Source organism: Micromonospora sp. KC213 (assembly GCF_004348325.1).
GTDB lineage: Bacteria > Actinomycetota > Actinomycetes > Mycobacteriales > Micromonosporaceae > Micromonospora.
Window position 1 is genome coordinate 34,725 of the sequence record NZ_SMKF01000006.1, and the last position, 21,239, is coordinate 55,963.

Here is a 21,239-nt window from a genome sequence, read left to right on the forward strand (position 1 = left end):
AGTCGCGAACGAAGGGCGGCTGCCGGTGAGCGCGAGGAGCGCAGCGAAGCGGAGCACCGCAGTCGCGAACGAAGGGCGGCTCTGATGACGACGACTTTCAGTGACGAGACCCGGGCCCGGGCGCGGGCGATCATCGCCCGGTACCCGGCCGACCGGTCCCGGTCGGCGCTGCTGCCGCTGCTGCACCTGGTGCAGTCGGAGGAGGGGTACGTCTCCCCGGCCGGCGTGGAGTTCTGCGCCGAGGTGCTCGGCCTGAACAAGGCCCAGGTCGGCGCCGTCGCCACCTTCTACACCATGTACAAGCGCCGGCCCACCGGTGACTACCTGGTCAGCGTCTGCACCAACACGATGTGCAACGTGCTCGGTGGCCAGGAGGTCTACGACACCCTCGCCGAGCACCTCGGCGTCGGGCACGACGAGACCACCGCCGACGGGAAGATCACCCTGGAGCACGCCGAGTGCCTGGCGGCCTGCGACTACGGGCCGGTGATGACGGTCAACTACGACTTCTTCGACGGTGTCGACCCGCAGAGCGCGCTCGGCGTGGTCGACGAGCTGCGCGCCGGTGGCCGGCCGATGCCGACCCGGGGCGCCCGGCTCTGCACCCTGAAGGAGATGTCGGTGCAGCTCGCCGGGTTCGCCGACGAGCGGGAGGGCGCGGTCGCCGACGGCGGGCCGGGGGAGCCGACCCTGCGGGGTCTGCGCCTGGCCGAGCAGCACGGCATCTCGGTGCCCGGCTTCGACCCGAACACCCCGATCCGCAGCAAGGCCGAGGCAGACAAGGCCGCCGCCGAGGCGAAGGCGAAGGCCGAGGCCACGAAGTCGGCCCCGGCACCGGCCGGCAACGCGGGCACCGGCGCACCGGCACGGCCCGAGCAGGCCACCGGTAGCACCGCGCCGGACGTCAAGGCACCGGACGACAAGTCGCCCGAGACCCGGGCCGCCGAGACCCGGCAGCCCGACGCGTCGACCGCCGTGCCCGACGCGCCCGGTACCAAGGTCCCGGCGGACACCACCCCGCCGTCGCCCCGCGACGCGCAGGAGGCGCAGGCCGCCGGAGCCGCCGCCAACCCGCCGGCCGGGGACGGCAAGCCCGCCGGCGACGAGGCCGGGGCGCAGCGGCGCAACCTCTCAGAAGCCGAGGCAGGATCCGGTGCCACCGGCGCGGGTTCCGCCGTCGCGAGCGAAACGGGGGTCCAGAAGTGACCACTCCCCGGCCGGAGACGCTGGCCAAGCTGACGCCGGTGCTGACCAAGCGCTGGCTGTCGCCGGACGCCTGGCGGATCGGCACCTACGAGAAGCTCGACGGCTACGCCGCGCTGCGTAAGGCCGTCAAGGCCCACCCGGACGACCTCATCCAGTTGATCAAGGACTCTGGCCTGCGGGGTCGGGGTGGCGCCGGCTTTCCGACCGGCCTGAAGTGGGGTTTCATCCCGCAGGGCGACGGCAGGCCGCACTACCTGGTGGTCAACGCCGACGAGGGCGAGCCGGGCACCTGCAAGGACCTGCCGCTCATGACGCACGACCCGCACTCGCTGGTCGAGGGTGTGATCATCGCGTCGTACGCGATCCGGGCCAACCGCGCCTACATCTACATCCGGGGCGAGGCGGTGCACGCCGCGCGGCGGCTGCGCAACGCCGTGCGGGAGGCGTACGCCAAGGGTTACCTCGGCAGGAACATCCTGGGTTCGAAGTTCGACCTCGACCTGGTGGTGCACTCGGGCGCCGGGGCGTACATCTGCGGCGAGGAGACCGCGCTGCTGGACTCGCTGGAGGGGTTCCGGGGCCAGCCCCGGCTGCGCCCGCCGTTCCCGGCGACGCACGGCCTGTACGCCAGCCCGACGGTGGTCAACAACGTCGGCACCATCGCCAGCGTGCCGTACATCGTGCTGGGCGGCGCCGAGTGGTGGAAGACCATGGGCACCGAGAAGTCCTCCGGACCGATGATCTACTCGCTCTCCGGTCGGATCGCGCATCCCGGTCAGTACGAGTGCTCGATGGGGGTCACCCTGCGCGAGCTGATCGAGCTGGCCGGGGGCATGCAGCCCGGGCACAACCTGCGGTTCTGGACCCCGGGCGGCTCGTCGACCCCGCTGCTCACCGCCGAGCACCTGGATGTGCCGCTGGACTTCGAGGGGGTGGCGGCGGCCGGCTCGATCCTGGGCACCACGGCCACCCAGATCTTCTCCGACCAGGACTGCCCGGTGTACGCGACCTACCGGTGGCTGGAGTTCTACCACCACGAGTCGTGCGGCAAGTGCACCCCGTGCCGGGAGGGCAACTACTGGATGGTCCGGGTCTACCGGCGCATCCTCGCCGGCCAGGGCACCCACGAGGACCTGGACACCCTGCTCGACACCTGCGACAACATCCTCGGCCGCTCGTTCTGCGGCCTGGGTGACGGTGCGACCAGCTCGGTGACCTCGTCGCTGAAGTACTTCAAGCAGGACTACCTCGACTACATCGAGGGACGTACCGCACCGAAGCTCTCCGACAAGCAGCTGGTGGGAGCCCACTAATGACCGACGTAGCGAAGCAGACCGAGACGGTCACGCTCACCATCGACGGCGTCGAGGTCACCGCCCCGAAGGGTGCGCTGTTGATCCGGGTCGCCGAGCAGTTGGGCACGGAGATCCCCCGGTTCTGCGACCACCCGCTGCTGGCCCCGGCGGGCGCCTGCCGCCAGTGCCTGGTGGAGGTGGAGGGCCAGCGCAAGCCGGTCGCCTCCTGCACCCAGACGGTCGCCGACGGCATGGTGGTCCGTACCCAGCTCACCTCCCCGGTCGCCAAGAAGGCGCAGGAGGGGGTGATGGAGCTGCTGCTGCTCAACCACCCGCTGGACTGCCCGATGTGCGACAAGGGCGGCGAGTGCCCGTTGCAGAACCAGGCGATGTCCACCGGCCGCGCCGACTCCCGGTTCCACGAGCACAAGCGGGAGTACGAGAAGCCGCTGGAGATCAGCACGCAGGTGCTGCTCGACCGCGAGCGGTGCGTGCTCTGCCAGCGCTGCACCCGGTTCTCCGAGGAGATCGCCGGCGACAAGTTCATCGACCTGATGGGCCGCTCGTCCGCCGAGGAGATCAACATCTACCGGGACGAGGAGTACGGCGAGGAAGGCGACGCCGGGGACGTCCCGTTCAACTCGTACTTCTCCGGCAACACCGTGCAGATCTGCCCGGTGGGGGCGCTGACCGGTGCCCAGTACCGGTTCCGGGCCCGGCCGTTCGACCTGGTCTCCAGCCCGAGTGTCTGCGAGCACTGTTCGGCCGGCTGCGCCCAGCGCACCGACTGGCGGCGGGGCAAGGTGCTGCGCCGGCTGGCCGGCGACGACCCGCAGGTCAACGAGGAGTGGAACTGCGACAAGGGCCGGTGGGGCTTCCAGTACACCCGTGCCGTCGACCGGCTCACCACCCCGCTGGTTCGTGACGAGCACAGCGGGGAGCTGCGGGCGGCGTCCTGGAGCGAGGCGCTGACCCGGGCCGCCGAGGGGCTGCGCGCCGCCCGGGACGGCGGGCAGGGCACGGCGGTGCTGACCGGCGGCCGGCTCACCGTCGAGGACGCCTACGCGTACGCGAAGTTCGCCCGGGTCGCCCTGCACACCAACGACATCGACTTCCGGGCCCGGCCGGTCTCCCGCGAGGAGGCCGACTTCCTGGCCAGCACCGTCGCCGGGGCCACCGAGGTGACCTACGCCGACGTGGAGAAGGCGTCCGCGGTGGTGCTGGTCGGCCTGGAGCCGGAGGAGGAGTGCCCGATCCTCTTCCTGCGGCTGCGCAAGGCGTACCTGAAGAAGAAGCTGACGGTCTACGCGATCGCCCCGTTCGCCACCCGTGGCCTGGAGAAGCTCGGCGCCAAGCTGGCCCGGGTGGTGCCGGGCGAGGAGGCGAGCGTGCTCGCCGAGCACCACACCGTGGCCGAGGCGCTGGGCACCGAGGGGGCCATCCTCTTCGTCGGCGAGCGGCTGGCCAGCGTACCGGGCGGCCTCTCCGCCGCGGCGGACGTGGCCCGGCGTACCGGCGCGAAGCTGGCCTGGGTGCCGCGGCGCGCGGGTGACCGCGGCGCGGTCGACGCCGGTTGCCTGCCCAACCTGCTGCCCGGTGGGCGGCCGGTGACCGAGCCCGCCGCCCGCGCCGAACTCGGCGAGGCGTGGGACATCCCGGCCGGGGTCATCCCCAGCCAGGCCGGTCGGGACACCGACCAGATCCTCGCCGCGGCGGCCGACGGCCGGCTCGGCGCCCTGGTGGTGGCCGGCGTGGACCCGGCCGACCTGGCCGACCCGCGCCTGGCCGAACAGGCCCTCGACGCGGTGCCGTTCCTGGTCAGCCTGGAACTGCGCAACTCAGCGGTGACCCGCCGGGCGGACGTCGTCTTCCCGGTCGCGCCGGTGGTCGAGAAGGCCGGCAGCTTCCTGGACTGGGAGGGGCGGCTGCGCACCTTCGAGGAGGTGCTGCACACCGGGGCGCTCTCCGACGGCCGGGTGCTCGACGCGCTCGCCGCACAGCTCGACGTCCGGCTCGGCACCGGCGACGTGCCGAGCATCCGCCGCGAGCTGGGCGGGCTGCCGCCGACCCGGGTGAATTCGCCGGCCGTCCCCAGCGTCGAGCCCGGTGCCGTGCCGAGGCCCGGGCCGGGCGAGGCCGTGCTGGCCACCTGGCACCAGCTCATCGACCTGGGCAGCCTCATCGACGGTGACGAGCACCTCGCCGGCACCGCCCGCCCGCCGGTGGTCCGGCTCGGCAAGGGCACCGCCGAGGCGCTCGGTGTCGCCGACGGCGATCCGGTGACGGTGGGCACCGACCGGGGGGCGGTGACCCTGCCGACGCTGATCACCGAGATGCCGGACGGCGTGGTCTGGCTGCCGACCAACTCACCCGGCTCGACCGTGCGGCGCAGCCTCGGCGCGACGTCCGGCACGGTCGTACGGATCTCCGCGGCCACCGCCGGGGCCATCCCGGCCGAACGGGCCGCCGCGGACGAGACCGGCAGCCCCGCAGTCGCGAACGAAAGGTGGGCACGGTGACCGTCCTCCTCGCGCAGGACCCGACGCTGGCCGACTTCGGCCGGGACCCGTGGTGGCTGGTCCTCGGCAAGATCGTGTTCGCGTTCGTGTTCGGCCTGTTGGCCACGCTGCTCGGCGTCTGGTTCGAGCGGCGGGTGGTCGGCTACATGCAGGTCCGGCCCGGCCCGAACCAGGTCGGCCCGTTCGGCCTGCTGCAGACCCTCGCCGACGGTCTGAAGATGGCCTTCAAGGAGGACATCCTCCCGCGGGCCGCGGACAAGGTCGTCTACTTCTTCGCACCGGTCATCTCGGTGGTCTGCGCGGTCACCGCCCTGTCGGTGATCCCGTTCGGTCCGATGGTGAGCATCTTCGGGCACCGGACCCCGTTGCAGGTCACCGACGTGCCGGTGGCGGTGTTGGTGCTGCTGGCGTGTTCCTCGCTGGCCGTCTACGGCGTCGTGCTCGGCGGTTGGGCCTCCGGTTCGACCTACCCGCTGCTCGGCGGTCTCCGCTCCACCGCCCAGATGATCTCGTACGAGGTCGCGATGGGGTTGAGCATCGTGGCGGTCTTCATGACCGCCGGCACGATGTCCACCAGTGGGATCGTCGCCGCCCAGGCGAGCGGCACCACGCTGAGCCTCGGCGGCTTCGAGATCCCGGCCCCCGGCTGGTACGCGATCCTGTTGCTGCCCAGCTTCATCATCTTCTTCATCGCCATCGTCGGTGAGACCAACCGGGCACCGTTCGACCTGCCCGAGGCGGAGTCGGAGCTGGTCGCGGGCTTCATGACCGAGTACAGCTCGCTGAAGTTCGCGCTCTTCATGCTCTCCGAGTACGTCGCGATGGTGACCATGTCCGCGGTGACCACGACGTTGTTCCTCGGCGGTTGGCGGGCCCCGGCCCCGATCACCACCTTCTGGGCGGGGGCCAACTCCGGCTGGTGGCCGATGCTGTGGTTCTTCGGCAAGGTGCTGATCCTGGTCTTCGTCTTCGTCTGGCTCCGGGGCACCCTGCCCCGGCTCCGGTACGACCAGTTCATGCGTCTGGGCTGGAAGGTCCTGCTGCCGATCAACCTGGTCTGGATCCTGGTCCTGGCCGGCCTGCGGTCGATCGAGGACTGGCAGTCGCGGGACCGGATGCTGGCCACCGCCGTCGGCGCGGGTGTGCTGCTGCTGATCACGATCCTCTGGCCCAGCCGGCAGCCGAAGCCGAAACCGACTCTGCAGGAACAGGTCGACAGCCGTCCACCGGGCAGCTTCCCGCTGCCCCCGCTGGACCTTCAGGTACCACCGAGCCCGCGCACCAAGCGCGTGGTCGCCGAGCGGGAGCCGGCCAACATCGTTGCCGGCTCGGACTCCAGGGAGGTGTGACGTGGGCGCGATCACCGGAACGTTCAAGGGCTTCGGGGTCACCTTCTCGCACATGTTCAGGAAGGTCGTCACCACCGACTACCCGTTCAAGCCGCCGGTCTCGGCGCCGCGCTACCACGGCCGGCACATCCTGAACCGGCATCCGGACGGCCTGGAGAAGTGCATCGGCTGCGAGCTGTGCGCCTGGGCCTGCCCGGCGGACGCGATCTACGTCGAGGGTGGCGACAACAGCGAGGAGCAACGCTTCTCGCCAGGTGAGCGGTACGCCAGCGTCTACCAGATCAACTACGCCCGGTGCATCTTCTGCGGGCTCTGCATCGAGGCCTGCCCGACCCGTTCGCTGACCATGAGCAACGAGTACGAGCTGGCCCGCGACAACCGGCAGGACCTGATCTTCACCAAGGAGCAGTTGCTCGCGCCGCTGCTGCCGGGCATGGAGCAGCCGCCGCACCCGATGCGGCTGGGCGACAGTGAGAAGGACTACTACGTCGGCGCGCTGGACAACCCGGGTACCTCGGCCGGTGCCGAGCGATCGGCCAACAACCCGGGCCGCTACCAGCTCGAGGAACACCCGGGGGTGACCTTCCCCGGCGCCGAGCAGCACGCCCAGCGGGCCGAGGCGGGCAAGGGAGCAGAAGCATGACCACGTCTACGGTGCTCGCCGCGGCGGGTGAGGTGTCCGGGGGTGAGGAGGTCACCTTCTGGATCCTCGCCCCGCTGGCGCTGATCGGCGCGATCGGCATGGTGTGGGCCCGCAACGCGGTGCACTCCGCGCTATGGCTGGTGCTGACCATGCTCTGCCTGGGCGTGTTCTACGTGCTTCAGGCCGGACCGTTCATCGGCATGGTGCAGATCATCGTCTACACCGGCGCGATCATGATGCTCTTCCTCTTCGTGCTGATGCTGGTCGGCCGGGACGCCTCCGACTCGCTGATCGAGACGTTGCGCGGGCAGCGGATCGCCGCGGTGGTGCTGGGTCTCGGCTTCGCCGGCCTGATCGGCACCGGTCTGCACCGGGCGCTCGGCGGGACCGCCGGAGTGGGCCTGGAACAGGCCAACGCCGAGGGGAACGTGCAGGGCATCGCGCGGCTGCTCTTCACCAAGTACGTCTTCGCCTTCGAGCTGACCTCGGCGCTGCTGATCACGGCGGCCGTCGGCGCGATGGTGCTGGCGCACATCGAGCGGCGCCGGGAGGACCGGATGGACCAGGTCGCCACCATGAAGGCCCGGTTCCGCCCCGGCAACTACCCGGGTCCGAAGCCCGGCCCCGGTGTCTTCGCCACCTCGTCCTCGGTGGCCACCCCGGCCCGCCTGCCCGACGGCCGGCTGACCGAGCGCAGCACCCCGGAGATCCTGCCGGTGCGGGAGATGACCGCCGAGGAAACCTCCCTGAAGGGGACTGACAAATGACCCCCGACTACTACCTCATCCTCGCGGCGGTGCTCTTCACCATCGGCGCCGTCGGCGTGCTGGTTCGGCGTAACGCGATCGTGCTGTTCATGTGCGTCGAGCTGATGCTCAACGCGGCGAACCTGACGCTGGTCACCTTCAGCCGGATCAACGGTGACCTCAACGGCCAGATCATGGCGTTCTTCGTGATGGTGGTGGCCGCGGCCGAGGTCGTGATCGGGCTCGCCATCATCATGTCGATCTTCCGGACCCGGCGCTCGGCGAGCGTCGACGACGCCAACCTGCTGAAGTACTAAAGGGGCCCTGCGGTGGATCACATTCTGACGTACGCCCAGGCAGAGCCGACCGGTGCCGTCACCTACGCGGCGGCCAGCGGTCTGCTGAGCAGCGTCTGGCTGCTGGTGGCGATTCCGCTGGTCAGCGCAGCCATCCTGCTGCTGCTCGGCCGGCGGGCGGACCGCTGGGGGCACTGGCTCGGGGTGGCCGCGATCGGCGTCGCGTTCGTGCTCGGGGTGGCCTCCTTCCTCCAGCTGCGCGGCCTGGAGAACAAGTCCGTCGAGCTGAGCCTCTGGGACTTCATCGCCGTCGGCAACCTGAGAGTGGACTTCGGGCTGCTCTTCGATCCGCTGGCCGCGGTCTTCGTCCTGCTGATCACCGGGGTGGGTTTCCTGATCCACCTCTACGCGGTCGAGTACATGGCGCACGACGAGGGCCGGCGGCGGTTCTTCGCGTACTTCAACCTGTTCGTCGCCGCGATGCTGCTGCTGGTGCTCGGCAACAACTACGTGATGCTCTACTTCGGCTGGGAGGGCGTCGGTCTGGCGTCGTACCTGCTGATTTCCTTCTGGTACGGGCGGCCGAGCGCTGCCACCGCCGGCAAGAAGGCGTTCCTGATGAACCGGGTCGGTGACGCCGGCCTGGCGATCGGCATCTTCATCATGTTCGCCACCCTCGGCACCACCCAGTACGACGAGGTCTTCACCGGCGTCGGCGGGCTGGCCGGCGGCACCGTGCTGGTGCTGGGCCTGCTGCTGCTGCTCGGCGCGTGCGGCAAGTCCGGCCAGTTCCCGCTCCAGGCGTGGCTGCCGGACGCGATGGAGGGCCCGACCCCGGTGTCGGCGCTCATCCACGCCGCCACCATGGTCACCGCCGGCGTCTACCTGATCGCCCGCTCGAACCCGATCTTCTCGGCCAACGCCACGCTCCAGCTCGTGGTGGTCAGTGTCGGCGCGGTCACCCTGCTGATGGGCTGCCTCATCGGCGCGGCCAAGGACGACATCAAGCGGGTGCTGGCCTGGTCGACGGTGAGCCAGATCGGCTACATGTTCCTCGGCGTCGGTCTGGGCGGCGGGGCGTACGCGCTGGCCATCGTGCACCTGCTGGCGCACGGCTTCTTCAAGGCCAACATGTTCCTCGGCGCCGGCTCGGTCATGCACGGCATGAACGACCAGGTGGACATCCGCCGCTTCGGCGGCCTGTCGAAGTACATGAAGGTCACCTGGATCACCTTCATGATGGGCTGGCTGGCCATCATCGGCATGTTCCCCTTCTCCGGCTTCTTCTCCAAGGAGCCGATCATCGTGGCCGCGTTCGAGCGGGAGGGCTGGACGGCCTGGCTGTTCGGCGGCGCGGCGCTGCTCGGTGCGGGGCTGACCGCCTTCTACATGACCCGGCTGTTCGTGCTCACCTTCCACGGACCGAAGCGGTGGACCGAGGACATCGAGCACCCGCACGAGTCGCCGAAGCTGATGACGATCCCGCTGATCCTGCTGGCGATCGGGTCGGTCGGTGCCGGTTTCCTGCTCGCCACGTCGGTGCCGGACTGGTTGACCGCCACCGCCGGCCTGGGTGGCCAGACGGAGGGGCACGAGGCCGTCCTGTCGCACGTCGTGATCACCGTGCTCTCGCTGCTGGTCACGGTGCTCGGCGCGGGGCTGGCCTGGATGCTGTTCCGGGCCGGTACGGCCACCGAGCCGCAGCCGGCCGGGGTGCTGGTCACCGCCGCCCGGCGCAACCTGTACACCGACGCCTTCAACGAGGCGGTCTTCGAGAAGCCCGGTATCTTCCTCACCCGGGCGCTGGTCTTCCTGGACAACCGGGGCGTCGACGGGCTGGTCAACGGCCTGGCGGCGGCGGTCGGTGGCGGCTCCGGCCGGCTCCGCCGGCTACAGACCGGCTTCGTCCGGTCGTACGCGACGTCCATCCTCACCGGCGCGCTGCTGGTGGTGGCGGCGTTCCTGGCCGTACAGGCGGGGTGGTTGGCGTGATCGACCTTCAGGCGGCCGTCGTCGGCGGACCGCGCAGTGACGACGGAGGTAAGGCCGAATAATGTCCGACTTCCCGTTCCTCTCGGTGCTCACCGTGGCGCCGCTGGTCGGTGCGCTGGTGGTGGTCCTGCTGCCCCGGCGGCGGCCCGAGCTGGCCAAGCAGGTGGCGCTCGGCTGGTCACTGCTGGTGCTGGCGCTCTCCGTGGTCATGTGGGTGTCGTTCCAGGTCGACGGCGACCGGTTGCAGTTCCGTGAGTCGTACCCGTGGATCCCGACCTGGGGGGTCAACTTCACCTTCGCCGCGGACGGCATCGCGCTGGTCATGTTGATGCTGATCGCGGTGCTGGTGCCGCTGGTGATCCTGGCGTCCTGGCACGACGCCGAGTCCTCGAAGCGGTCGGTGCCGGTCTACTTCGCCCTGCTGCTCGTCCTCGAGTGCACGATGATCGGCGTCTTCGCCGCCGCCGACGTCTTCCTGTTCTACGTGTTCTTCGAGGTCATGCTGGTGCCGATGTACTTCCTGATCGGCAGCTACGGCGGCCACCAGCGGCAGTACGCGGCGGTGAAGTTCTTCCTCTACTCGCTCGTCGGCGGTCTGTTCATGCTGGCCGCGGTGGTCGGCCTCTGGGTGGTCGGCGGGAAGACCCTCGACTGGCAGACGCTGACCCAGGTGGACATCTCCACCGGCACCGAGCGTTGGCTGTTCCTCGGCTTCTTCCTCGCCTTCGCCATCAAGGCGCCGTTCTTCCCCTTCCACACCTGGCTGCCGGACGCCGGTGGGGCCGCCCCGGCGGGCGCCGCCGCACTGCTGGTCGGGGTGCTGGACAAGGTCGGCACCTTCGGCATCCTGCGGTACTGCCTGCCGCTGTTCCCCGAGGCGTCGAAGTGGTTCGCGCCGTGGGCGCTGGCGCTGGGCCTGATCGGCATCATCTACGCGGCGTTGCTGGCGGTGGGGCAGTCCGACCTGAAGCGGCTGGTGTCGTACACCTCGATCGCCCACTTCGGTTTCATCGGGGTCGGTATCTTCGCCTTCACCACCCAGGCCGGCACCGGCGCGGTGCTCTACATGCTCAACCACGGGCTCGCCACCGGCCTGCTGTTCCTGGTGGTGGGGATGCTGATCGCCCGCCGGGGATCGGCGCTGATCAAGGACTTCGGCGGCGCGGGCAAGCTGATGCCGCTGCTGGCCGGGGTGCTCTTCTTCGCCGGCCTGGCCTCCCTGGCCCTGCCCGGCACGGCACCGTTCGTCTCCGAGTTCCTGGTGCTGATCGGCACGTTCACGGTGAACAAGCCGGTCGCGGTGATCGCCACCCTGGGCATCATCCTGGCCGCCGCGTACGTGCTGTGGATGGTACAGCGCACCACGCAGGGCACCCTCAACCCGGAGCTGACCGGCATCGAGGCGATGCGCCGCGACCTGAGCCTGCGGGAGAAGGTCGTGGTCGCCCCGCTGATCGCCCTGGTCCTGCTGCTCGGCTTCTACCCGAAGCCGGTCACCGATGTCATCAACCCCGCCGTCCAGGCGACCATGCAGGACGTCGGCAAGACCGATCCCGCCCCTGAGGTCGGCAGCGTCCAGGAGGCTAGCCGGTGAGCGCGAGGAGTGAACGAGCGCAGCGAGTGAGCCCCGCAGTCGCGAACGAAAGGTCAGACCAGTGACCGAGCTGAAACTGCCGTCGATCGACTACGCGGCGCTCTCCCCGATCCTGATCATGCTGGGCGTGGCTCTGCTCGGGGTGCTGGTCGAGGCCTTCGTGCCGCGCCGCCACCGGCACCTGACGCAGCTCTCACTCGCCCTGGTGGCGGTGCTCGGCGCACTGGTGATGGTGGTGTTCAACGCCGACGAGCGGCTGGTCACCATCGGTGGCGCGATCGCCGTCGACGGTCCGACGCTGTTCCTCCAGGGCGCCATCCTGGTGCTCGCCGCCATGGCGCTGCTGCTGATCGGGGAGCGCTCGGTGGAACGCGGCGGGGCGTTCGTCGCCCAGGCCGCGGTGACCGCCGAGTCGGACGACGACCGGCGGCAGGCCGAGGGGAGCAACGGTGCGACCGAGGTCTACCCGCTGACCACCTTCGCCGTCGGCGGCATGCTGATCTTCGTGGCGGCGAACGACCTGCTGACCATGTTCATCGCGCTCGAGGTCTTCTCGCTGCCGCTCTACCTGCTCTGCGCGCTGGCCCGCCGTCGGCGGCTGCTGAGCCAGGAGGCGGCGATGAAGTACTTCCTGCTCGGCGCGTACGCCTCGGCGTTCTTCCTGTTCGGTGTGGCGCTGGTCTACGGCTTCACCGCCGGAATGCCGGACCGGGCGGCGGGCGTCGACTTCGCCACCGTGCACGCGGCGGTGAAGGATTCGCCGGCCAGCCCGGTGCTGCTCTTCGCCGGCATGGCGCTGCTCGCCATCGGCCTGCTGTTCAAGGCCGCCGCCGCGCCGTTCCACGTCTGGACGCCGGACGTCTACCAGGGCGCCCCGACGCCGGTCACCGCCTTCATGGCGGCCTGCACCAAGGTCGCCGCCTTCGGGGCCCTGCTGCGGGTGTTCCACGTGGCGTTCGCGGACGCCGCCTGGGACTTCACCCCGATCCTCGGCGTGGTGGCGGTGCTGACCATGCTGGTCGGCGCGGTGCTGGCGGTGACCCAGACCGACATCAAACGGCTGCTGGCGTACTCGTCGATCGCCAACGCCGGCTACCTGCTGGTAGGTGTGCTCGCGCCCACCGGCGCGGGCGTCGCGGGCACGATGTTCTACCTGGCCGCGTACGGGTTCTCGGTGCTGGCCGCGTTCGCCGTGGTGACCCTGGTCCGGGACGCGGACGGCGAGGCCACCCACCTGTCCCGCTGGGCCGGGCTGGGTCGCCGCTCGCCGTTCTACGCCGGCGTCTTCACCTTCATCCTGCTGGCCTTCGCCGGTATCCCGCTGACCAGTGGCTTCATGGGCAAGTTCGCGGTCTTCGGTCCCGCCCTGGAGAGCGGTCAGGCGTGGCTGGTGGTGGCCGGTGTGCTGACCAGCATGGTGCTGGCGTTCCCGTACCTGCGGGTCGTGGTGATGATGTGGCTGTCCGAGCCGGGGGACAGCACCCCGACGGTCACCGTGCCGGGTGGGCTGACCGCCACCGCGCTCATGATCGGCGTGGCGGCCACCCTGGTGCTCGGGGTGCTTCCCGCGCCGCTGCTCGATCTGGCGACAGACGCCGCGACGTTCGTCAGGTGAACCGTCGTTCCTCGGATCCGGGGCCGGTGCGCGGTGGCGCACCGGCCCCGGGCCGTATCCCCGCCCCGGAGCAGGTCGAACGGGTGTGGCATGGTTGAGGGCGTGGTGAATCCGGCTGGCGAGCGTTCAGAGGCGGTCGGTTCCGGCGGTCGTCGGGGCCGGGCGGGCACGGGCCAGATCGGCGCGCTCGGCGTTCATCTCGCCGACCCGCACGTCGAGTCGTCCGTGCTGGGTCTGCTCGACTCCGTCGAGACCGAGCTGCGGGCCAGCGTGGCCAGCGCCGATCCGTTCGTCACCGAGGCGGCGCGGCATCTGGTGGAGGCCGGCGGGAAGCGATTCCGGCCGCTGCTGGTGGCACTGGGCGCCCAGTTCGGTGACGCGGGGGCCCCGCAGGTGATCCCGGCCGCGGTGGTGATGGAACTCACCCACCTGGCGACGCTCTACCACGACGACGTGATGGACGAGGCAGCCGTCCGGCGCGGTGCGCCGAGCGCCAACTCCCGCTGGACGAACTCGGTGGCCATCCTGGTGGGCGACTACCTTTTCGCCCGGGCCGCAGACATCGCCGCCGACCTCGGCCCCGAGGCGGTCCGGCTGCAGGCGCGCACGTTCGCCCGGCTGGTCCACGGCCAGATCGCCGAGACCGTCGGCCCTCGCGCCGGCGAGGACCCGATCGCCCACTACCTGAACGTGATCGCGGAGAAGACCGGCTCGCTGATCGCCACCTCGGCCCGCTTCGGTGGCATGTTCGGCGGCGCGTCGGTCGCGCACACCGAGGCTCTGGCAGGCTACGGCGAGACCATCGGGGTGGCCTTCCAGCTCTCCGACGACCTGCTCGACATCGCCAGCGAGTCGCGGCAGTCGGGCAAGACACCCGGGACGGACCTGCGCGAGGGCGTGCCGACCCTGCCGGTGCTCTACGCCCGGGCCGCCGACGACTCGGATGCCGCCTCGGTGCGGCTGCGGGAGATCCTGGCCACCGGCCCGCTGGTCGACGACGCGCTGCACGCCGAGGCGCTCGGCCTGCTGCGCGAGTCGCCGGCGCTCAAGCGGGCCCGGGAGACGGTACGCAGCTACGCCGAGGGCGCTCGGGCGCAACTCGCCCCACTGCCGGACAGCCCGGCCCGCCGGGCCCTCGAATCGCTCTGCGACCACATCGCCGACCGCACCGGCTGACCGCCCCCGGCGCGCGGCTTGGCCGGACGCGGGCTCAGCGGGCGAGGAGGCGGCTGCCGGTGAGCATGAAGGCGGCGGCGGCGAGCATGGCCGCGGCGGCGGCCAACCACATCATCGGGTAGCCGAAGGCGGCGGCGATGGTGCCCAGCCCGAGCGGGCCGAGGCAGCCGCCCGCGTACACCCCGGTCTGGGTGATCGAGGTGGCGGCGGCCGGAGCCTGCGGATGCAGCTTGACCACGGCGAAGTTCATCAGCCCGGGCCAGGCCCAGCCCAAACCGAAACCGAGCACCACGCCCACCACCAGCGGCACCGTGCCGGCCACCGCGAGCAGACCCAACCCGGCCGCGCCCACCACCAGCATTCCGGCGATCAGCGCGACGTGCCCCTCGGCACGCCGGTCGGCGAGCCAGCCCCCACCCACCCGGGCGGTCACGCAGACCGCGCTGCCCAGGGTGAGGGTCAGCCCGGCCAGCCCCGGCGCGAGACCACGTGCCACCGCAGAGTCGACCAGGAAGGTGCCCAGTGCGTTCGCGGCAGCCGCCGCGAGGGTCGCCGCCACCCCCACCACCACGAGCGCCGCGGTGGCCCGCCCGCCGCGCGCCGACGCGGCGCGCCGTTTCGGCCCGGCGTCGCCCGGGGGTACGGCGGGCAGGGTGGCCAGCGCGGCGACCGAAGCGGCCACAAACGCCCAACGCCACCCGGCGGTGAGTGCGATGGCGGGTACCGCCGCGCCGGCCAGCAGGGTGGAAGCGGGGATCGCGGCCTGTTTCACGCCGAAGGAGAGCCCCTGCCGGCGGGCCGGGACGTGCCGGGCCAGCGCCGCGTTGCTGGCGAGTTGACCGAGCGCGTTCGCCGCCGCGCTCAACCCCAGCAGGACCACCAGCACCGGGTACGAGCGGGCCAACGTCGCGATGGCGAGCAGGCAGGCAGCGGCGAGCAGGATGCCGGCGCGGGCCACCGTGACCGGCCCGTACCGCTCGACGAGACGCCCCGACGGGACCGAGGCCAGCGCGCTGACGCCGAAGTACACCGCGACGGCCAACCCCAGCCCGGCCGGGGAGAAATGGAGGTCGTCGCCCATCTGCACGGCCAGACCACCGACCAGGAACACCGGCAGCACGCAGGCGATGGTGGTGGCGACGGCGCCGGCACCGGCGCGCAGCGGGCGTACCTCGGGCCGGTGCGTGGATGAGGTGAGGTCGGTGTCGGTCATGGTGCGGCCAACGTACGTGAGTCTGCTTTCCGACCGCCCGACGTGGCGCAGCGATACCCGTCACGTACACGCTGGTCTGGCATTCTCGACCCGAACGGGCGTTCCGTCCCTGGGCGTTTTTTCATATGGTGTAAGTCCCCGGCTGCGGAGGTGGTTGTGCGCGACCCCCTGGCGGAGCCTTCGGATCTCATCCGGAGCGTCTCCCGCGCCCTGCGCGTGCTCGAGTCGGTCGGCCGCGCCCCGAAGGGGCTGACCGTCAAGCAGATCGCCCGGCGGTGCGAGCTGACCGTCGCCACCACCTACCACCTGGTCCGCACTCTGGCGTACGAGGGTTACGTGATTCGCCGGGAGGACGGCACCTACATCGTCGGGCTGGAGGTCGCCGACCGGTACCGGGAGCTGGTAACCGCTTTCCGAGGGCCGCCGGCGGTCGGGGAGACGCTGCGCCGAGCCGCCGCCGACACCGGCTGGAGCCACTACCTCGGCCGCTTCGTGGGCGGGCAGGTGGCGGTCACCGCGGTCGCCGAGGGCGTCCGCTCGCCGCACCTGGAGGAGCTGGTGCCCGGCTTCGACGAGGGCGCGCACGCGACCGCGCTCGGCAAGAGCCTGCTCGCCACGCTCACCCCCGACCAGCGTTTCCGCTACCTGCGCGAGTACGGCATGCGCCCGTTCACGACCGCCACCCTGACCACGGTGGAGGCGTTCGAGGCGGACCTGGCCGCCGGGGAACGCCGTGGCATGCAGTTGGAGCTGGGGCAGTTCCGGCAGGGGGTGGCCTGCGCGGCGGTGCTGGTCGCCCCGGACAAGGACATCGAACGTCGGGTGGCGCTGGCCTGCGCGCTGCCGGCCAGCGAGATGATGACCTCCGCCCGGGTGGTACGGGCCAAGCTGCTGACCGTCGCCCGGTCCCTCGCCGACATCATCACCGCCGACACCTGACCTCCCGCCCGGCCCGGCCGATCACCGACACGCCGACGGGCCCCGTCCCGGGCGGAGAGCGGGGCCCGTCGGCCGGTGGCCGGGGTAGGCCACCGGAGGGGAACGTCAGCTGCCGATCGGGCCGCCGTCCAGCCGCCAGGCGACCACCACACCCGGCTTGGCGTAGTCACCGTCCGGCCAGGTCGACGCCGGCTTTTCCACGCTCGCCCCGGTCAGCTCACCGGGGTGCTGCACCGCCACGAAGACCGAACGGTTGTCCTCGGTGATGAACGGGCCGCAGGTCTCCGCACCGACCGGCACGGTCAGGAACTGCTTGAGGTGGCCCCGCTCCGGGCCCTCCACGGGGGTGGCGAAGAGACCGTCGTTGCTGCCCAGCGCGTTGCCGTCGGTGGAGATCCACAGGTTTCCGGCGGCGTCGAAGGCCACGTTGTCCGGGCAGGAGATCGGCGACACCTTCGTCTTGTCGTACCCGGCGAAGTAGGTCGACGGGTCGGTCGGGTCGCCGGCGACAATCGGCAGCGACCAGGCGAAGGTCTCCGCCGTGTTGTCGGCGCGGTCCTCGACCAGCTCCAGGATCTGGCCGTGCTTGTTGAGGTTGCGCGGGTTGGCCTCGTCGGCCGGTGCCTTCCCGGGCTTGCCCCGGTCGGTGTTGTTGGTCAGCGCCACGTACACCTTGCCGGTGAGCAGGCTCGCCTCGACGTCCTCCGGCCGGTCCATCTTGGTCGCGCCGACCTTGTCGGCGGCCAGCCGGGTGAAGGTGAGCACGTCGGCGGCGGTCATCCCGTCGACGTACGAGCGGGTGCCGCTGACCAGCCTGATCCACCGCCCCCGGCCGTTGAACGCGCCGTCGGCGGGGAGCTTGCCGGAACCGTCGATCTCGGCGGCGCTGGTCTGCTCGATCTTCGCCACGTAGAGGGTGCCGGACTCCAGCAGCGTCAGGTTGTGCTTGCGGGCCACCCACGAGTCACCCGGCATGAACTTCTTGTCCGAGACGAACTTGTACAGGTAGTCGAAGCGCTCGTCGTCGCCCATGTAGGCGACCACCTGACCGTTGCGCGCCACGATCACGTTGGCGCCCTCGTGCTTGAACCGGCCCAGCGCGGTGTGCTTGCGCGGGCGGCTCTCCGGGTCGAACGGGTCGATCTCCACGATCCAGCCGAAGCGGTTCGCCTCGTTCGGGTGCTTCGCCAGGTCGAACCGCTCGTCGGCCCGCTCCCACCTGCGGCTGCCGCTCGGGTACCGGGCGGTGGTGGTGATGCCGTACCGGGCGAGCTTCGGCTTGACCTCCTCCGGCACGGCGTCGCCGCCGACGAAGTACTGGTTGAAGTTCTCCTCGCCGGAGAGCACCGTGCCCCACGGGGTGACCCCGCCGGCGCAGTTGTTCAGCGTGCCGACGACCGTACGGCCCTTCGGGTCGGCGGCGGTACGCAACCAGGCCGACCCGGCGGCCGGTCCGGTCAGGTCGAACTTCGTGGCCAGCGCGGTCACCCGCCGGTTGTACGGACGGCGGCCCTGGGTGACTGGACGCCACTGCCCGGTGCCGTCGACCCGCTCCAGCTCCACCACGGACATGCCGTGCGCGGCCATGGTCACCCGCAACTGCTCCACCGTGAGCGCGTCCATGCTGGTGAAGCCGGGGAACATCAGATCCTCGTTGGTGTACTCGTGGTTCACCACGAGCAGCGCCCGCCGGCCACGCCGGTCCAGCGGCAGCACCCCGACGAAGTCGTTGTTGTAGCCGAACTGCTTGGCCTGGGCGGCGGCGGTCTGGTTGCGCAGGTCGAACCGGGGGGCACCGGGGACGACCGGGTCACCCCAGCGGATGACCACCGAGTGGTCGTACCCGTTCGGCACGACCAGGGTGTCGAGCTTGTTCGGCGGGATCGGTTTGAAGGTGAGTGCTCCGGTGCCGGCGGGCGGACGGGGGCGGCGGAAGCCGGTCACCTCGGCGGCGGCGGGCGCGGCGGCGGCCGGAACCGATCCGCCGGTGGCGCCGGCGGCGGTGCCGAAGCCGAGGACCAGGGCACCGACGGCCCCGGCGGACAGCACGCCGCGCCGGTTCACCTCGGCGGAGACGATGTCGCCGAAGTACGCGTTGTCGGAGGTGTTGGGCACGGGGTGGTCGCAGGCGTTGCCGCACCGGTACAGGCAGGTCATCGCATCGCGGCTGCCGTGCCGGGGGGTGCCCAGCAGCGGGAGCAGCCGGGGACGGTCGCTCATCGGGGAAGCCTCCTGGAAGCAGGTTCACTGGCACGGCCGGAACAGCGGGTGGACGTGCGTACCGGCCGGAGGCTGCCAGGGCGCGGTGAGCGGGCCTCGGCGCGAGTGTGAACCTCATGTGAACAGCGGGAGCGGATGAACCGATCGGTGGGGTCGCGCGTATCCACAAGCGGACCCCACACCGTCCGACCCGGCGCGCAGAGCGAGGTGATCACCGTCAGCGACCACGATGCCCAACTGCTGCGCGCGTTGCACGACGAGCATGCCGAGGCGCTGTACGCGCACGCGCTCCGCCTGGTCAACGGCGACCGGACCCGGGCGGAGGATCTGGTGCAGGAAACCCTGTTGCGGGCCTGGCGCCATCCGGAGTCGCTGGACCCGCGTCGCGGTTCGGTCCGCGCGTGGCTGTTCACCACCGCCCGGAACCTGGCGATCGACGCGTGGCGGCGCCGGTCCACCCGGGTGGGTGAGGTGTTCACCGAGGAACTGCCCGAGCCGCCCGAGACGGTCGACGAGGCCGAGCGCGCGGTGGAGGCGTGGACCGTCGCCGAGGCGCTGAACCGGCTCAGCCCGACCCACCGCGAGGTGCTCGTCGAGTGCTTCTACCAGGGGCGTTCGGTGTCCGAGGCGGCTGCCCGGCTGGGCGTGCCGGCGGGGACCGTCAAGTCCCGCACCCACTACGCACTGCGTTCACTACGGCTGGTCCTGGCTGAGATGGGGGTGACCGGATGACCCGCTGCGAGTTCGCGTTCGACGACGGCGCGTACGTTCTGGGCGCTCTCGCCCCGGCGGACCGGGCGGCCTACGAGCGTCACCTCGCCGGCTGTTTCGAGTGCCGGGAGGCGGTCGCCGAGATCGCCGTGCTGCCCGGGCTGCTGGGGCGGCTCGACCCGACCGACCTGGCGGAGTTCCTGCCTCCGCCGCCGGAGATCGACCGGGTGCCCGACCTGCTCGCCGTGGCGCGCAGGCGCCGCCGCCGGGAACGCTCCGCCAGCCGGCTGAGGTACGCGCTGACCGCGCTGGTCGCCGCCGGGTTCGCGGTGGTGGTGGGTTTCGGCGGGGCCACCGTGCTGCGTCCGGCCCCTGGTCCGACGCCGACGCCGACCGTGCAGGCGATCCGCATGGTCTCCATGGCGCCGGTGTCGGCGAAGACTCCCGCGGTGCACGCGGAAATCGGGCTGACCGGCAAGAAGTGGGGCACCGAGATCACCATGCACTGCGGGTACGACGCCACGGCCGGCTACGGCAAGGCCTACACCTTCCGGCTGGTGGCGTACGGCCCGGACGACGCCACCGAACAGATCGCCTCCTGGCTGGCGGGCCCCGGCGACGACGTCCGCCTCACCGGCGCGACCCGGTTCACCGACGCGGAGCTGGTCCGGCTGGAGTTGATCCGCGCCGACGGCACCACCGTCCTGGACTACGAGGTGCGCTGAGCGTCGCCCCCGGCCGGTCCCGGCCGGCTCGGGGCGCGCCGGTGGGTCAACCGGCGGCGACCGGCGCCGGGGCGCGGGCGGCGATCCGGTTGCGGCGCCCCTGCCGCAGCAGGTCCACCGTGAAGATCATCAGCGCCGCCCAGACCAGGACGAAACCGGCCAGCCGGGCCGGTGGCAGTGGCTCGTGGAACAGCAGCACACCGCAGCCGAGCTGGAGGATCGGGGCGAGGTACTGGAGCATGCCCAGCCCGGTCAGCGGCAACCGGTTGGCCGCCCCGGCGAAGAGCAGCAGCGGGACGGCGGTCACCGCGCCGGCCAGCGCCAGCAGCACGGTGTGCCCGGCCGAGACGTGGCCGAAGGTGGACCCGCCCCGGGCCGCCAGCCAGCCCAGGTACGCCAGGGCGGGCAGTGCCAGCACCGCGGACTCGACGAAGAACCCTTCCGCGGCGGGCAGTCCGAGCCGCTTCTTGACCAGCCCGTACCCGGCGAAGGTGAACGCCAGGGTCAGCGCCAGGTACGGCAGCCGGCCGTAGTCGACGGTGAGTACCGCCACCGCGAGCGCGCCGACGCCCAGGGCCACCCACTGCGCCGGGCGCAGCCGCTCGCGGAGCACGAAGACGCCGAGCAGCACCACGACCAGCGGGTTGATGAAGTAGCCCAGGGCGGTCTCCACCACCCGGTCGGAGTTCACCCCGTAGATGTAGGCGGTCCAGTTGACCGCAATCAGCGCCGCCGCCGTACCGACCCCGGCCAGCGTCCGGGGCCGGCGGACCAGCGCCCGCAGGAAGCCGACGTTGCGCATGGCGGCCAGCACCAGCGCGACGAAGAGCACCGACCAGACGATCCGGTGGGCCAGGATCTCCACCGGGCCGGCGGGGCGCAGCAGCTTCAGGTAGACCGGAAAGAAACCCCAGGTCAGGTACGCCCCGAAGCCGTAGAGGTAACCGAGTCGCGTCTGGTTCACGCCTCCACCGTAAGGCCCGGTGAGCCGATCGGATCC

The 21,239-nt window shown here is 71.2% G+C and carries 17 protein-coding genes; 14 read left to right on the plus strand and 3 right to left on the minus strand.

The features are described 5' to 3' along the window. Window positions 1-84 precede the first annotated feature (84 nt). From nuoE to E1166_RS03135, 11 genes are all read left to right on the plus strand, one after another. The gene (gene nuoE / locus E1166_RS03085; RefSeq protein ID WP_132335591.1) at window positions 85-1,206 is read left to right on the plus strand and encodes an NADH-quinone oxidoreductase subunit NuoE; all 1,122 of its coding nucleotides are present in this window, start codon (window positions 85-87) and stop codon (window positions 1,204-1,206) included. After that, window positions 1,203-2,519, plus strand: a complete 1,317-nt coding sequence (gene nuoF / locus E1166_RS03090; RefSeq protein ID WP_132335593.1) for an NADH-quinone oxidoreductase subunit NuoF — start codon at window positions 1,203-1,205, stop codon at window positions 2,517-2,519. The genes nuoE and nuoF overlap by 4 nt, the downstream gene beginning before the upstream one ends. After that, window positions 2,519-5,020, plus strand: a complete 2,502-nt coding sequence (locus E1166_RS03095; RefSeq protein WP_132335595.1) for an NADH-quinone oxidoreductase subunit G — start codon at window positions 2,519-2,521, stop codon at window positions 5,018-5,020. Before nuoF ends, E1166_RS03095 begins: the two co-directional genes overlap by 1 nt. Further along, the gene (gene nuoH, locus E1166_RS03100; RefSeq protein WP_132335597.1) at window positions 5,017-6,369 is read left to right on the plus strand and encodes an NADH-quinone oxidoreductase subunit NuoH; all 1,353 of its coding nucleotides are present in this window, start codon (window positions 5,017-5,019) and stop codon (window positions 6,367-6,369) included. Before E1166_RS03095 ends, nuoH begins: the two co-directional genes overlap by 4 nt. A gap of 1 nt (window position 6,370) precedes the next feature. After that, on the plus strand, window positions 6,371-7,012 hold the full coding sequence (gene nuoI / locus E1166_RS03105) for an NADH-quinone oxidoreductase subunit NuoI (RefSeq protein WP_132335599.1): 642 nt from the start codon (window positions 6,371-6,373) through the stop codon (window positions 7,010-7,012). After that, a complete protein-coding gene (locus E1166_RS03110; protein ID WP_132335601.1) occupies window positions 7,009-7,779 on the plus strand; it encodes an NADH-quinone oxidoreductase subunit J in 771 nt (256 codons plus the stop codon). Before nuoI ends, E1166_RS03110 begins: the two co-directional genes overlap by 4 nt. Beyond that, window positions 7,776-8,075 (plus strand): NADH-quinone oxidoreductase subunit NuoK, encoded by a 300-nt coding sequence (nuoK, locus tag E1166_RS03115; RefSeq protein WP_132260981.1) that lies wholly within the window; start codon window positions 7,776-7,778, stop codon window positions 8,073-8,075. Before E1166_RS03110 ends, nuoK begins: the two co-directional genes overlap by 4 nt. A 12-nt stretch (window positions 8,076-8,087) precedes the next feature. Continuing rightward, window positions 8,088-10,046 (plus strand): NADH-quinone oxidoreductase subunit L, encoded by a 1,959-nt coding sequence (gene nuoL / locus E1166_RS03120; protein WP_132335603.1) that lies wholly within the window; start codon window positions 8,088-8,090, stop codon window positions 10,044-10,046. Window positions 10,047-10,107: 61 nt separating this feature from the next. After that, complete coding sequence (locus E1166_RS03125) at window positions 10,108-11,640, plus strand: NADH-quinone oxidoreductase subunit M (RefSeq protein ID WP_132335605.1); 1,533 nt, start codon at window positions 10,108-10,110, stop codon at window positions 11,638-11,640. A 61-nt stretch (window positions 11,641-11,701) separates the two neighbouring features. Next, window positions 11,702-13,255 (plus strand): NADH-quinone oxidoreductase subunit NuoN, encoded by a 1,554-nt coding sequence (nuoN, locus tag E1166_RS03130; protein ID WP_132260978.1) that lies wholly within the window; start codon window positions 11,702-11,704, stop codon window positions 13,253-13,255. Window positions 13,256-13,345: 90 nt separating this feature from the next. Then, entirely contained in the window at window positions 13,346-14,431 is a 1,086-nt protein-coding gene (locus E1166_RS03135) for a polyprenyl synthetase family protein (RefSeq protein WP_132260977.1), read from the plus strand. Window positions 14,432-14,465: 34 nt separating this feature from the next. On the opposite strand, the gene E1166_RS03140 is transcribed toward E1166_RS03135, so the two are convergent. Then, window positions 14,466-15,644 (minus strand): MFS transporter, encoded by a 1,179-nt coding sequence (locus tag E1166_RS03140; protein WP_132335607.1) that lies wholly within the window; start codon window positions 15,642-15,644, stop codon window positions 14,466-14,468. A 156-nt stretch (window positions 15,645-15,800) separates the two neighbouring features. Between E1166_RS03140 and E1166_RS03145 the strand changes: the two genes are divergently transcribed. Then, window positions 15,801-16,583 (plus strand): helix-turn-helix domain-containing protein, encoded by a 783-nt coding sequence (locus E1166_RS03145; protein ID WP_132335609.1) that lies wholly within the window; start codon window positions 15,801-15,803, stop codon window positions 16,581-16,583. A 105-nt stretch (window positions 16,584-16,688) separates the two neighbouring features. Here the strand turns inward: E1166_RS03145 and E1166_RS03150 are convergent, their stop codons facing one another. Further along, window positions 16,689-18,803: a PhoX family phosphatase gene (locus tag E1166_RS03150; RefSeq protein WP_132335611.1), complete on the minus strand. Its 2,115-nt coding sequence runs from the start codon at window positions 18,801-18,803 to the stop codon at window positions 16,689-16,691. A 237-nt stretch (window positions 18,804-19,040) separates the two neighbouring features. On the opposite strand from E1166_RS03150, the gene E1166_RS03155 reads away from it, so the two are divergent. Both E1166_RS03155 and E1166_RS03160 read left to right on the plus strand, forming a co-directional pair. Further along, window positions 19,041-19,535 (plus strand): sigma-70 family RNA polymerase sigma factor, encoded by a 495-nt coding sequence (locus E1166_RS03155; protein WP_243705987.1) that lies wholly within the window; start codon window positions 19,041-19,043, stop codon window positions 19,533-19,535. Continuing rightward, entirely contained in the window at window positions 19,532-20,239 is a 708-nt protein-coding gene (locus E1166_RS03160) for a zf-HC2 domain-containing protein (RefSeq protein ID WP_132335613.1), read from the plus strand. Before E1166_RS03155 ends, E1166_RS03160 begins: the two co-directional genes overlap by 4 nt. Window positions 20,240-20,285: 46 nt before the next feature. Here the strand turns inward: E1166_RS03160 and rarD are convergent, their stop codons facing one another. Next, window positions 20,286-21,203, minus strand: a complete 918-nt coding sequence (rarD, locus tag E1166_RS03165) for an EamA family transporter RarD (RefSeq protein WP_132335615.1) — start codon at window positions 21,201-21,203, stop codon at window positions 20,286-20,288. Window positions 21,204-21,239 lie beyond the last annotated feature (36 nt).

Excerpts from the sequence above, each read along its gene's own strand:
- E1166_RS03160 (WP_132335613.1), top strand. The coding sequence starts at position 19,532 with ATGACCCGCTGCGAGTTCGCGTTCGACGACGGCGCGTACGTTCTGGGC.
- E1166_RS03135 (WP_132260977.1), top strand. The coding sequence starts at position 13,346 with ATGGTTGAGGGCGTGGTGAATCCGGCTGGCGAGCGTTCAGAGGCGGTC.
- E1166_RS03140 (WP_132335607.1), bottom strand. The coding sequence starts at position 15,644 with ATGACCGACACCGACCTCACCTCATCCACGCACCGGCCCGAGGTACGC.
- nuoE (WP_132335591.1), top strand. The coding sequence starts at position 85 with ATGACGACGACTTTCAGTGACGAGACCCGGGCCCGGGCGCGGGCGATC.
- E1166_RS03095 (WP_132335595.1), top strand. The coding sequence starts at position 2,519 with ATGACCGACGTAGCGAAGCAGACCGAGACGGTCACGCTCACCATCGAC.
- E1166_RS03150 (WP_132335611.1), bottom strand. The coding sequence starts at position 18,803 with ATGAGCGACCGTCCCCGGCTGCTCCCGCTGCTGGGCACCCCCCGGCAC.
- E1166_RS03125 (WP_132335605.1), top strand. The coding sequence starts at position 10,108 with ATGTCCGACTTCCCGTTCCTCTCGGTGCTCACCGTGGCGCCGCTGGTC.
- E1166_RS03110 (WP_132335601.1), top strand. The coding sequence starts at position 7,009 with ATGACCACGTCTACGGTGCTCGCCGCGGCGGGTGAGGTGTCCGGGGGT.
- nuoK (WP_132260981.1), top strand. The coding sequence starts at position 7,776 with ATGACCCCCGACTACTACCTCATCCTCGCGGCGGTGCTCTTCACCATC.